12 protein-coding genes are annotated in these 12,508 nt (G+C 45.5%); 6 read left to right on the forward strand and 6 right to left on the reverse strand.

Annotated features, from left to right (window positions below):
• Positions 1-16: 16 nt before the first annotated feature.
• Positions 17-1,834 (reverse strand): translational GTPase TypA, encoded by a 1,818-nt coding sequence (gene typA / locus G3R49_RS16515; protein ID WP_130600515.1) that lies wholly within the window; start codon positions 1,832-1,834, stop codon positions 17-19.
• A 535-nt stretch (positions 1,835-2,369) separates the two neighbouring features.
• Between typA and glnA the strand changes: the two genes are divergently transcribed.
• Both glnA and G3R49_RS20250 read left to right on the forward strand, forming a co-directional pair.
• Positions 2,370-3,779, forward strand: a complete 1,410-nt coding sequence (glnA, locus tag G3R49_RS16520; protein WP_130600517.1) for a glutamate--ammonia ligase — start codon at positions 2,370-2,372, stop codon at positions 3,777-3,779.
• 362 nt (positions 3,780-4,141) lie between these two features.
• On the forward strand, positions 4,142-4,663 hold the full coding sequence (locus tag G3R49_RS20250; protein WP_167870399.1) for a type II secretion system protein: 522 nt from the start codon (positions 4,142-4,144) through the stop codon (positions 4,661-4,663).
• A 107-nt stretch (positions 4,664-4,770) separates the two neighbouring features.
• On the opposite strand, the gene G3R49_RS16530 is transcribed toward G3R49_RS20250, so the two are convergent.
• Both G3R49_RS16530 and G3R49_RS16535 read right to left on the reverse strand, forming a co-directional pair.
• Positions 4,771-5,424: a DUF2959 domain-containing protein gene (locus G3R49_RS16530; protein WP_130600529.1), complete on the reverse strand. Its 654-nt coding sequence runs from the start codon at positions 5,422-5,424 to the stop codon at positions 4,771-4,773.
• 15 nt (positions 5,425-5,439) lie between these two features.
• Positions 5,440-5,670, reverse strand: a complete 231-nt coding sequence (locus G3R49_RS16535; protein WP_130600531.1) for a hypothetical protein — start codon at positions 5,668-5,670, stop codon at positions 5,440-5,442.
• Positions 5,671-5,771: 101 nt separating this feature from the next.
• Between G3R49_RS16535 and G3R49_RS16540 the strand changes: the two genes are divergently transcribed.
• The 4 genes from G3R49_RS16540 to G3R49_RS16555 all read left to right on the forward strand — a co-directional run bounded on the left by G3R49_RS16540 (position 5,772) and on the right by G3R49_RS16555 (position 8,502).
• Complete coding sequence (locus G3R49_RS16540; protein ID WP_167870400.1) at positions 5,772-6,665, forward strand: virulence factor BrkB family protein; 894 nt, start codon at positions 5,772-5,774, stop codon at positions 6,663-6,665.
• Between the two features lie 290 nt (positions 6,666-6,955).
• The gene (locus G3R49_RS16545) at positions 6,956-7,534 is read left to right on the forward strand and encodes a hypothetical protein (protein WP_167870401.1); all 579 of its coding nucleotides are present in this window, start codon (positions 6,956-6,958) and stop codon (positions 7,532-7,534) included.
• Positions 7,535-7,542: 8 nt separating this feature from the next.
• Positions 7,543-8,025: a D-aminoacyl-tRNA deacylase gene (gene dtd / locus G3R49_RS16550; protein ID WP_167870402.1), complete on the forward strand. Its 483-nt coding sequence runs from the start codon at positions 7,543-7,545 to the stop codon at positions 8,023-8,025.
• A gap of 21 nt (positions 8,026-8,046) precedes the next feature.
• A complete protein-coding gene (locus G3R49_RS16555; RefSeq protein WP_130600539.1) occupies positions 8,047-8,502 on the forward strand; it encodes a thioesterase domain-containing protein in 456 nt (151 codons plus the stop codon).
• Positions 8,503-8,589: 87 nt separating this feature from the next.
• On the opposite strand, the gene G3R49_RS16560 is transcribed toward G3R49_RS16555, so the two are convergent.
• The 3 genes from G3R49_RS16560 to G3R49_RS16570 all read right to left on the reverse strand — a co-directional run bounded on the left by G3R49_RS16560 (position 8,590) and on the right by G3R49_RS16570 (position 12,461).
• Entirely contained in the window at positions 8,590-9,477 is an 888-nt protein-coding gene (locus G3R49_RS16560; protein WP_130600541.1) for a DUF3014 domain-containing protein, read from the reverse strand.
• 217 nt (positions 9,478-9,694) lie between these two features.
• A complete protein-coding gene (gene recG, locus G3R49_RS16565; protein ID WP_167870403.1) occupies positions 9,695-11,770 on the reverse strand; it encodes an ATP-dependent DNA helicase RecG in 2,076 nt (691 codons plus the stop codon).
• 82 nt (positions 11,771-11,852) lie between these two features.
• The gene (locus tag G3R49_RS16570) at positions 11,853-12,461 is read right to left on the reverse strand and encodes a response regulator transcription factor (RefSeq protein ID WP_167870451.1); all 609 of its coding nucleotides are present in this window, start codon (positions 12,459-12,461) and stop codon (positions 11,853-11,855) included.
• Positions 12,462-12,508: the final 47 nt, after the last annotated feature.

Raw genomic sequence — 12,508 nt, forward strand, 5'->3', positions numbered from 1 at the left:
TAATTAACTGGGTTAATTACTTTGGCTCGCGGCTAGCGCGTTTACGCTCGCTTTCAGTAAGTAGCTTCTTACGAACACGGATGTTCTCAGGTGTCACTTCTACTAGCTCGTCATCGTCGATGAACTCAAGCGCTTGCTCAAGCGTCATTTGGATGTGTGGAGTCAGTACCTGTGCTTCGTCAGTACCTGATGCACGCATGTTGGTTAGCTGCTTACCTTTCAAACAGTTAACTGTGAGGTCGTTAGCGCGAGCATGAATACCAATGACTTGGCCTTCATATACTTCTGCAGCGTGACCAATCATTAGGCGACCACGGTCTTGCAGACCAAATAGTGCGAATGTTAGTGCTTTACCGGTTGCATTCGAGATAAGCACACCGTTTTGACGTTGACCGATGTCACCGCCTTTTACTGGGCCATAGTGATCGAATGAGTGGTAGATAAGACCAGTACCAGACGTCGCTGTCATGAACTCAGTTTGGAAACCGATTAGACCACGGCTTGGAATGATAAAGTCGATACGCACGCGACCTTTACCATCAAGTTGTAGATCTTTCATATCACCTTTACGGATACCTAATTTTTCAATCACAGTACCTTGGTGATCTTCTTCTACGTCAACCGTTAGGGTTTCGTATGGCTCGCACATTTCACCGTCGATTTCTTTGGTGATAACTTCTGGGCGTGATACTGCTAGCTCGTAACCTTCACGGCGCATATTCTCAATCAAGATACCTAGGTGAAGCTCACCACGGCCTGATACGCGGAAACGGTCTGGTGAGTCAGTTTCTTCAACGCGCAGTGCTACGTTGTGAACCAGCTCTTGCTCTAGACGTTCAAGAATATTACGTGAAGTAACATACTTACCTTCTTTACCAGCAAACGGAGAAGTGTTTACTTGGAAGGTCATGGTGAGTGTAGGCTCATCTACAGATAGTGCAGGTAGCGCTTCAACCTGGTTAACACCACAAACAGTGTCTGAGATTTGTAGGTTACCTAAACCAGTAATTGCCACAATGTCACCCGCATTAGCTTCAGCAACTTCGTGACGGTCTAGACCCATGTAACCAAGTACCTGACCGACTTTACCATTACGAGTTTTGCCGTCAGCACCAACAACAGTTACCTGTTGGTTTACTTTCACGCTACCGCGCTTGATACGGCCTACACCGATAACACCTACATAAGAGTTGTAGTCAAGCTGGGTGATCTGCATTTGGAATTCACCTTCAGCGTCAGCATCTGGTGAAGAAACTTTTTCTACGATTGACTGGAACAGTGGCGTCATGTCTTCGCTAGTCTCATCTGGATCTAAGCTTGCGAAACCGTTTAGTGCAGATGCGTAAACAATTGGGAAGTCTAACTGTTCGTCAGTTGCGCCTAAGTTGTCGAATAGGTCGAATACTTGGTCGATAACCCAGTCAGGACGTGCGCCTGGACGGTCAATCTTGTTGATAACAACGATTGGCTTTAGGCCTTGAGCGAATGCTTTTTTCGTTACAAAGCGCGTTTGCGGCATTGGACCGTCAACAGCGTCAACCAGTAGTAGTACTGAATCAACCATAGATAGTACACGTTCAACCTCACCACCGAAGTCGGCATGGCCTGGAGTATCTACGATGTTAATGCGGTAGTCGTTCCATTTGATGGCAGTGTTCTTTGCCAGAATGGTGATACCACGCTCTTTTTCAAGATCGTTAGAATCCATTACACGTTCTTCGGCTTCGCCTCGGCTTTCAAGGGTGCCTGATTGAGCCAATAGCTTGTCTACCAAGGTCGTTTTGCCATGGTCAACGTGAGCAATAATGGCGATGTTACGTAAATTCTCTAACACGGATAAAACCTCTATACCATCAAATAAAAATTATGAGTTTAATGCAGCTTTAGGTCAGGTGATTCGCACGGTAAAAACCAAGCGAAAATCAGCTGTCACAAGTATAGCTGTCATAAAAAAGCGTGCCATTCTACTCTAGAGTGACTCCAGTAGATAGGATTATTTTTGAACACTCAATTTTTTACAAAAAATAAACCTTTTTTGGCAGGGACTTGGCAGATATTTGCGCATTTTACTCCATAACTGATGACAGTTTGGTGATGCGATTTTGATGACTGATTTAATAAGGTGCACACAAATGGACTTTTGCACCAAATGGGCGCATATTGATGCACTGAAGTTGTGCAATACGCTGCATTGTGGTGAGTTGTGTAAATTTAATGGTATATATTTCAGTATCTTATTATGTTGGCATGATACTCGCTTTAAAGTGTGCAAATTATGAAATCGATTCCAGATAAGTTGAAACAGTCAGCTTATCGCACTAAAAAGATTACATTTGGGGAATACCCTACACCCTACTGGAGGCTTGATAATGTCAGTTGAAGCAATACTAAAACAAATTGAAGAACTAGAAGTAAAGTTTGTAGATTTACGTTTTACCGACACTAAAGGTAAAGAGCAGCACGTTTCTGTTCCTTCACACCAAGTTGACGAAGACTTCTTCGAAAACGGTAAGATGTTTGATGGTTCATCTATTAATGGTTGGAAAGGTATTAACGAATCTGACATGGTGCTAATGCCTGACCCTTCTTCTTTCCTTCTCGACCCTTTCACTGAAGAAGTCACTGGTCTTATCCGTTGTGACATTCTTGAGCCAAGCACTATGACTGGCTACGAGCGTGACCCACGTTCAATCGCTAAGAAAGCTGAAGAGTACCTAAAGTCTACGGGTATTGCTGACACTGTATTAATTGGTCCTGAGCCAGAGTTCTTCTTATTTGACGATGTTAAGTTTGGTACTGACATGTCAGGTACTTTCGTAAAAGTTGATGCGAAAGAAGCAGCTTGGAACTCATCTACTAGTTATGAAGATGGCAACACTGGTCACCGTCCTTTCGTTAAAGGTGGTTACTTCCCAGTTGCTCCAGTTGACTCTTCACAAGATTTACGTAGCGCAATGTGTTTGATTCTTGAAGAAATGGGTCAAGTTGTTGAAGCGCATCACCATGAAGTAGCTACTGGTGGTCAAAACGAAATCGCAACTCGTTTCAACACGCTTTCAAACAAGGCTGATGAAATCCAAATTCTTAAGTATGTAGTACATAACACTGCACACGCTTACGGTAAAACAGCAACCTTTATGCCTAAGCCAATCGTTGGTGACAACGGTAGCGGTATGCATGTTCACCAATCTCTAGCGAAAGACGGTGTTAACCTATTCTCTGGTGATAAGTACGCTGGCCTAAGTGAAACTGCACTTTACTACATCGGTGGTATCATTAAGCACGCTCGCGCACTAAACGCATTCACTAACCCAAGTACTAACTCGTACAAGCGTCTAGTTCCTCACTTCGAAGCGCCAGTAATGCTAGCTTACTCTGCGCGTAACCGTAGTGCTTCAATCCGTATCCCAGTGGTACCAAGCCCGAAAGCGCGCCGTATTGAAACTCGTTTCCCAGACCCAACTGCTAACCCATACTTAGCATTCTCTGCATTGCTAATGGCTGGTCTTGACGGTATCCAAAACAAGATCCACCCTGGTGATGCAATGGACAAAGACTTATATGACCTACCAGCAGAAGAAGCAGCTGAGATCCCACAAGTTGCAACTTCACTAGAGAACGCACTGGAAAGCCTAGAAGCTGACCACGAGTTCCTAATGAAAGGTGGCGTCTTCACTAAAGACTTCATCGAGTCTTACATTGAAATCAAGTCTGCTGAATGTGAGAAAGTATCTCGTACTACTCACCCAATGGAATTTGAACTTTACTACAGTCTATAAGCTGAGTTGAGACTTCCTATTAGCCCTGGCAGTTGCCGGGGCTTTTTTCTGTTTGTATGGATGTATACCAATCAGCATAACTATGTGAGCATTCTTACTGGTAAAAATCGCTTATAACTTCGTTAGAAATTTTGTAGGTAGAGCAACTAGCTAGCTGCAATTTCCGCCTTGTTCTAAACGATTTTTCCTGCGTAATCTCTGATCACCAAGTTATCCCAATTGGTATTGTACTATGAAAGCGAGTTAAGTCTTTGCTGTATATTAACTTGTTTATCGCTGTGTTATGTTTTAGTTACTGTATTCTATAGAACTTACGTTTTCCAAGTTCTGTCTAGTTATTGTTGCCAAAATAAGGAGTCGTTATGGCATTTACTCGCACAAGCAAAACTGCAGCTGGCTTTACCTTAATTGAGCTAGTGGTGGTGATTATTGTGCTGGCTATTCTTGCTGTGGTAGCTGCGTCTAAGTTCATTAATTTGAGCTCTGATGCCAATAAGAGTGCCATTGAAGGTGTGCAGGGGGCGATTAAAAGCGCAAAAGACCTAGTTCACTCAGGCTGCTTGGTGAGTTCTCAGTGTGATGAAACCGCGCCAGCGGCTGCAGGAAACGGCTTAGGTAACAGCATTTTGGTACAAGATAAACTGGTCACCCTAGCATATGGCTACCCAAGACATACTGAAGCAGGCATCGCCCGCGCGATTAATATTGCTGATATAAGCGATGGCGGCGAGTTTAGAATTACTAGCTATACGCTGGCAAGCAGGCCAGGGCTGCGTATTCGCCCAAACGGTGATTATGGAACTAACGAGTGTGAGGTACGCTACTCGCAGCCTCAATCGGCAGGTGATACGCCGCTTATTGAGATTGATACCAGTCAGTGTTAAAAAGCTAGCTAGCCGTCATTCAAACTGTTATGCAAACAAAAAACCACAGCTTACTGGCTGCGGTTTTGTTTTATACCAATTGATATGTGATCAGGTTTGAATCAAGACTAACTTCCTTTACCTTCCATCGACTCGATAAACTTGTTTGATTCAGCAATCGATTTGTTCATTTCTTTAATTAGGCTAGAAATGTCGGTCTGTAAGCTAGCAAATTCACCTTTAATTGCGCCAATCGCCTGGGCATTAAGGTTATGTTTTAGGTACAGCATATTGTCTTTCATGGCGGTTAAGATTGGCGGCATTTTTGATTCTGCGCGGCGCATACTTTTTACCAGCGAATTGTATGAACGTTTGGTCTCATTAAGTTTATTGGTACTATTACGGCGCAGACTGGCTTTGCTGATCTCTTGAATTTCAGTTTCCCATTCATCAAATAGTGCTTCAGCGACATCTTCGACTTTGCCAATACGGCTGCTTACATCATCAGCTGCTGATTGCGCAGATTCATACTCGTCTTTTGCTTTGTTGTAGGCGGCTTCTAAATCGCCACCATCAAAGGCGAGGAGTGCTTGCATTTCTTCAAGGGCTGAGCTGAATTGCTCCTGGGCTTCTTCTTGAGATTCTTTTGCGTCTTGAACGCGGTCAACCATAATATCGCGCTTGTGGTAGCCGACTTTTTCCATCGCGCCGTAGTAAGCACTTTGGCAGCCTGCTAGAAGTAAACTGCTAGAAATTAGCGCCACTGAAATCCATTTTTTCATATTATGCTCTCTTAACTATTGACTGGTTGGTGAGCGAAACTTAGCTGCGTCAATGATTGACCATAGGTGGAAAATACCGCCGATGATTGCCGGGATAATCAGAACCCAGAAGAAGTAGCCAACCACAGTGATCACGAAGAACATCAGTGCCGCTAAAATACGCCCTTGTAGTAATTGGCCTAGACCTGGCCAGAAAATGCTTGCGACAGCTGCCAGCACATTACCAGCAGAACCTTGTTGCGACATGGAGTAACTCCCTATAGTCGTGCAAATTGTGTTATAACATTGTACGAAGTTACCCAGTGATTACAAATGTTTAATTCACTTTATCAATACAAAGGATTCGTATGCCGTACAAGTTTGATGTTGCCGCCTACCGCCAGCTAGGGCAGGGATTGTGGCAGTTTTTTCTTCACCTCAAACAAAGGCTAAAAGAAGATCAGATTAACATTCGTGCCGGTCACCTTGCGTATGTGACTCTGTTGTCGCTTGTGCCTATGGTGGCAGTAATGATGTCGATGTTGTCGGCGTTCCCGGTATTTAGAGGCGTGCGCGAGAAGATTGAAGATCTGATTTACAACAATTTTCTACCTGCAGCAGGTGATACGGTGCAGGTATACATTAACGAGTTTGTCGCCAATGCGTCTAAAGGGACGTTCGTCGGTATTGTCGCGTTAGGTGTGGTCGCCATCATGCTGATTTCAGCCATAGATAAAGGGTTAAATAGTATTTGGCGGGTCACTGAAAAGCGCCCATATGTTGTGTCGTTCTCTATGTATTGGATGGTGCTAACACTTGGTCCTGTGTTGGTTGGCGCAAGTCTGGCTGCCACATCTTACGTGGTGTCGCTGAAATTCTTTGCTGGCTCAGAGTTATCAGGTGTAGTGACCTGGTTGGTTGAGCGTTTACCTATGCTGTTTTCGTTAGCGTCAATCTTGCTGCTTTATATGGTAGTACCTAACTGCAAGGTTAAATTTTTGCATGCGTTCTCTGGAGCCATTGTCGCCGCAGCATTGTTTGAAGGCGGTAAAAAGGCGTTTGCGTTTTATGTTACCCAATTCCCAAGTTATGAGGCGATTTACGGGGCATTAGCGGTTATACCGATTTTGTTTGTTTGGGTGTATTTATCTTGGCTTATTGTGCTGCTTGGCGCTGAAATCACGGCATCTGTACCCGAATATTTAGCCGGACGAAGTGGATCTGATAAACCTATGACAGGTGATGCCAAAGCTGCCGAGTAATTCGGGCGAGCAGACAAGACTTGTTTTAGCTGCGCAGTCTTATCGCTAACATCTAAACGTTAATAGCTATTAGCTAACAGTTAGGCGTCAATAACAAAAAAGCTAGTCGCTGATTGGAACTGAGGATTCGTTCAGCGCTGATTCAATTGCAACCATATAAGATGAGAGGCATCTAAGTGTGGTCATAACAGAGCTAGCGACCAATGAAGTGGTTAGTTTACTAGACGAAATAAACCCCTAATGCAGTTTCTAGAGCGCTGGGGGAATGCATAAATAGATGAGGAAAAACAATGAGAAAACTGATATTGGCAAGCTGCATTTTAGGGTTAACAGCATGTAGCGCCACTGGTGAGTCAACCGACACGGAAGCTGCTGAAGTGGCAAATCAAGTGCCAAGTACTATCAACCTTAGCGGTATGACCAATGAGCAAGCTGCTGACGAGCTTTATCAGTCGTTACTAAAAGCAAATTACTTGGTGACTAAGGTTGGTCCGAATCGCGTGGCGATTCAAATTGGTGACCAGCAGTTTGTACTTCAAGCGAGTATGAATGAAAAAGGGGTTGATCGTATTCTGGCAAACCGCTTTTTTGCGGTTCATCCGCAGCTTCACGGTAGTAAAGAGCTACTGGTGACCATAGGTCAGTTAAATCAAAAACTAAATTTTGCCAAGTTCTTTATCCGTAAGAACGGCTCAATTATTCAGGTGCAAAGCTCAGCAACCTTTGTTCAGCAAATTGAACTTGAAGAATTACGCCGCTTCATGATTTGGACGGATGAAGGTTTACGCCAGGTGGGTAAGTCATTCCCAGAGCAAGCTGCTGAGCTAATTAAACCGGTTCCTGTGATGCAGCACCCGCAAGATATTTAAGGAAAATTGTGATTGCATTGATTCAAAGAGTAAAACAAGCAAGTGTCAGCGTCGCCGTTGGCACTGAGCTTGATGGGACTCATCAAGATGACACCGCTCAGCAATCGCTGATTGGTGCCATCGACCAGGGGCTGCTGGTGCTGCTAGGGGTAGAAAAGCAAGATGATCATGAGAGTATGCGCAAGCTAGCAGCAAAGGTGCTGAAGTATCGGGTATTTAGTGACGAAAATGGCAAGATGAACCTTAATGTGCAGCAGATTGGCGGTAAGTTGTTGGTGGTATCGCAATTTACATTAGCTGCTGATACGACTCGTGGGCTGCGGCCGAGCTTTTCTAAAGCGGCGACCCCAGAACAAGCTAAAGACTTATATCAAGCGTTTGTGGCTGAATGTCGAGCTCAAGGTATTGAAGTTGCCACCGGAAGTTTTGCTGCTGATATGCAGGTAAGTTTAGTCAATGATGGCCCAGTGACTTTTAATCTAACGGCGTAGCAAGGCTAAGTTGATTACCTTATGACATTACAGATTGAACAAGCGCTGACAGAGCTCACCAACACCTGGCATCAAACCATTCCTTTAAGTCAGTTCATGCAAGTCACGCCACAGGGTTACCAGGAAGATACTCAGTTGCTAACGGTCACTGCACCATTAGCGCCCAACATTAATCTGCACCAAACTATGTTTGCGGGCAGCATCTATACCCTGATGACGCTTACAGGTTGGGGAATGGTGTGGCTGCAGCAACGTCTTGCTGGCGTTGGCGGGGATATTGTACTGGCAGATGCCGACGTGAAATATTTAGCGCCAGTGACGGCTCAGCCCGTGGCGAAGGTTAGTTGGCCTAGTGGTGTTGATGTTGGCGCATTGAGCCGAGGTAAGCGCCTGCGAGTTAATCTTGAGGTAGAGCTTAGTTGTGATGGTAACGTTTGCGCTAGATTCTCTGGGCGTTACGTGTCTTTGCCAAAGTAGCGTTTCAAGCTAGTAATCAGAATGAAAGCCCGCATTTGCGGGCTTTGTATTTATTAGCGTGAGCAATCTGCGCTTTATTAAGGGCTGTTAGTTCAGCTGTGAGCGCAGGGTGCGAATTGCTTGTTTAATCTTGCGGGTATTTTCAGGTCCCATGCGGATCATCAGTTTTTGTGCATTCGGCAGCGCTTCCAGGTTAGGGTCAACAAACTCATAGTTAACGCTAATGGTCGAAAGCTCAATTGGGTCTTCAATGATCGGTGCATCTAGCATTTGGCTAAAGGCTTGCTGCAGGCGCTCATCAAAGCTGAGTTGATCGCCATAGCCTAGTTCGTCAAAGGCATCGTTAAATAAAGGCGTGATTTGTTTGTAGGTCGCTACCAGCGTTTGTGGGTCCAGTTCACTAATAAAGTCTGCATACACATCATAGCGGCGGTAGCTATCTGGGTTTAGGTAAGTTTTGTTGGTGACATCACTCACAATGAACTGGCGTTCAGGGCCTTTAAGTGGGCTAGCTTTACGGATTAACTCACCTTGAGCAAGGTTATCAACAAACACCACAAACTGGCGAGCTAAGTCTTTTTTTAGTAGCAGTGGCGCAATGTCCATACCATCGGCGACTTCGACTGTTTTCTGAGCTAAGAAGTCATCTGATTCACTCAGAGCAGGTAGCTCTGGTTCTTGAGGTTCAGTAATCTGAGGTTCGTCAACTTCGGGCTCGCCAAGTGGCACCACTTCGTCAACAGGCTCTATCACTTCTTCAATCGGCTGTTGCTCAATTGGCTGCTCTGGTGCTATTTCAGGTAACTGAATGGGAGTTGGCTCAACAGGCTCCGGGGCGCTTTGCTCATCATCGCTGGAGAAGAAGAAAAAGCTTGCGACTGCGATGACCACAATGGCAACAATAACTAAGGCGAGGTTATTACCGCTGCTTGATGGAGAACTCGGTGATATTCTGTCATCTTGATTGACTTGCATACTACTTCCTTTTCAACGACATATTTATAAGAGCCAATTGTGCCTCACTACATATTTGTGTCTGTTTGATTTTTATTCAAATCAGCGACAGCTTGTTCATTCTGCAATATTCATAAGGCTTGTCTAGCTCTTAGCTAGCTAAATTAAAAATATATAATCTTGATCACCCTGAAAACCGCAGATTATGCAAGATTGCATAGCTTCACAGGTGATATCGCTATGCTTGCACAAATTGCTCGCGATCGCCGAGCCAGCGGTGAATAATAGCGTCGACGTTTTCAGGTGCTTGTTGCTTTACATGTACCGCCAATTTTTGGATTCCAGAGATAAGGTGTTGATCGCGCACAAGGTCAGCAATTTTTAGCTCGGCTAAGCCTGTTTGCCTGGTGCCAAGCACTTCACCAGGACCGCGGATTTCTAAATCTTTTTGCGCGATAACAAAGCCATCATTGCTTTGGCGTAAAACCCCAAGACGTTTGGTCGCGGTTTGCGATAGGGGAGCTTTATACATAAGTACGCAATGGCTCGCCACGGCACCACGGCCAACTCGTCCTCGTAACTGGTGCAACTGAGCAAGTCCGAGCCGTTCGGGGTTCTCTATCACCATTAAGCTCGCGTTAGGGACATCAACACCTACTTCGATAACGGTCGTAGCAACTAGCAGATGCAATTCGCCAGATTTAAAGCGCGCCATAATGTCCTGCTTTTCAGTGCTTTTCATGCGCCCATGAACTAGGCCAACTTTTAGCTCGGGCAGTGCTTGTGCAAGCTCCTGCGCAGTATCTTCTGCCGCCTGACACTCTAACACCTCAGACTCTTCAATAAGGGTGCAAACCCAGTAAGTCTGACGCTTATCTTCTAATGCAGCCTGGCGTACGCGATCAATCACCTGTTGTCTGCGGCTATCTGGCAATGCGACTGTAGTAACAGGTGTTCGCCCCGGTGGCAGCTCATCAATAATTGAAGTATCGAGGTCAGCATAAGCTGTCATTGCCAGAGTTCGCGGAATGGGGGTTGCTGTCATGATCAATTGATGCGGATGAAAGCCTTGTTTCACGCCTTTTTCTCGCAGCTCCAAACGTTGATGGACACCAAACCTGTGCTGCTCATCAATGATAATCAGCGCCAGTTTATTGAATAATACTTGCTCTTGGAAAATAGCATGGGTGCCAATCACCATATGAGCATCGCCCGATGCGATATCTTCTAACGCTTGCGCTCTGGCTTTGCCTTTTAGTTTGCCTGCGAGCCAGCCTACTTTTAGCCCAAGTGGCTCAAACCAGCTGGCAAAGTTTGCTGCATGTTGCTCAGCGAGCAGCTCGGTTGGCGCCATCATGGCGACCTGATAGCCATTTTCAATTGCTCTTAATGCAGCAAGGGCGGCAACTAGGGTTTTACCCGAACCCACGTCACCTTGAACCAGGCGCATCATTGGCAGTGGTTTAGCGATATCTGCGCTAATGTCTTGCACCACTCGCGCTTGCGCGCCAGTAGGACTAAAGGGCAGCGACGCTAGAAATGGTTTGATTAGCTTGTCGCTGGCATTAAGGGCGATCGCACTGTCTTTATTGCTGCGAGCTCTGAGTTTTAACATGCTCAGGTTATGGGCTAGCAGTTCTTCTTGAATTAATCGTTGTTGGGCTGGGTGGCTACCTAGCTCAAATTCAGTCGGGTCGGTGTTACTTGGTGGGCGATGCACCATTTGCAAAGCCTGCTGCAGGCTTAAATTATTTGGATGTAGATGACTTGGCAATAATTCAGGTAGGCCGCCGTGGCTGAGCAAGCTTAATGCTTGATCGGTCAGTTTTATCCAGCTTGCTTGTTTTAAGCCCTCGGTCGTTGGGTAAATCGGCGTTAAGGTTTCGCTAAGCGCAGCATGCTCACCGGCTTTTATAATCTTGTATTCTGGGTGAATAATCTCAGCTTGATGCTTACCGCGGCGGATCTCACCGTAGGCGCGGATAATTGAACCTGCCTGCATGGCGTTACGCTGCGCCATAGAGAAATTAAAGAAGCGCAGCGTCAGTGAACCTGTGTTGTCGCGTACTGTGCAGGTCAGCATACGCCTGCGACCTGGAATAACTTGTGTGGATTGGATCTCGGCTTCTATGGTGCCGTAGCCACCAAATTGCAGCGCCGCAATCGGATAGATTTGCGTTCTGTCTTCGTAGCGAAGCGGCAAATGAAATAGCAAGTCTTGCACTGTGTGAATGCCAAGTTTATTTAGACGTTCGGCCATTTTTTTGGCAACGCCTTTCAACTCGGTAACGGGTGTAAGATCAAGCTGTGACAATTAGTTAGACCTGATTACTGTAAATTTATACATGTGTTTTTATCTTATCAGAGTTTCATGTGTTAGCAAATGCGCTAACAATTTACAGCCAGCCTTTTTGTTTAGCGATTCTAGCGGCATCAATGCGATTACTTGCGCCTAATTTACTGATCGCTTCTGACAGGTAGTTGCGCACTGTACCTTCGGCAATGAATAGTGTTTGAGCGATATCAGAGGTGCTACGCCCGTCACCCGCGAGACGAAGTGCTTGACGTTCTTTATCGTTTAGCGGGTCGCTGTCGCCAATTGCGCTAATGGCTAACTCTGGGTCGATGACCTTTTTACCTTGCATCACCTTAGTAATGGCTGCCAGTAAGTCATCACTTGGAGCATCTTTTAATAAAAAGCCGCCGACACCATATTCTAAGGCGCGTTTGATGTAGCCTGCTCGGCCAAAGGTAGTCAAAATAATGATTTTAGTGCTTAGTTGGTTTTGCTGAATGTATTGGGCCAGCTCAAGCCCTGTTTTGCCTGGCATTTCAATATCGGTGAGTAGCAAATCAAACTGAGTTTGTTTGAGCGCGGCCAACGCTTGAGTGCCATCCTCAGCTTCAGTCACTTCAAGTTGACTAAAATCATCAGCGCCTAGCTCAAGCAATGCAGCTAGGGCGCCGCGCACCATAGCTTGATCTTCTGCTAGTAACACTTTAATTGTTTGACTCATGTGTTTATCTTCCTTGCTGATAAATTTGTTAGCTA

This window comes from Shewanella sp. WXL01, assembly GCF_012263345.1.
Taxonomy (GTDB): domain Bacteria; phylum Pseudomonadota; class Gammaproteobacteria; order Enterobacterales; family Shewanellaceae; genus Shewanella; species Shewanella maritima.

Coding starts and splice junctions, on each gene's coding strand:
- glnA (WP_130600517.1), top strand. CDS start 2,370: ATGTCAGTTGAAGCAATACTAAAACAAATTGAAGAACTAGAAGTAAAG.
- G3R49_RS20250 (WP_167870399.1), top strand. CDS start 4,142: ATGGCATTTACTCGCACAAGCAAAACTGCAGCTGGCTTTACCTTAATT.
- G3R49_RS16530 (WP_130600529.1), bottom strand. CDS start 5,424: ATGAAAAAATGGATTTCAGTGGCGCTAATTTCTAGCAGTTTACTTCTA.
- G3R49_RS16535 (WP_130600531.1), bottom strand. CDS start 5,670: ATGTCGCAACAAGGTTCTGCTGGTAATGTGCTGGCAGCTGTCGCAAGC.
- G3R49_RS16540 (WP_167870400.1), top strand. CDS start 5,772: ATGCCGTACAAGTTTGATGTTGCCGCCTACCGCCAGCTAGGGCAGGGA.
- G3R49_RS16545 (WP_167870401.1), top strand. CDS start 6,956: ATGAGAAAACTGATATTGGCAAGCTGCATTTTAGGGTTAACAGCATGT.
- G3R49_RS16555 (WP_130600539.1), top strand. CDS start 8,047: ATGACATTACAGATTGAACAAGCGCTGACAGAGCTCACCAACACCTGG.
- G3R49_RS16560 (WP_130600541.1), bottom strand. CDS start 9,477: ATGCAAGTCAATCAAGATGACAGAATATCACCGAGTTCTCCATCAAGC.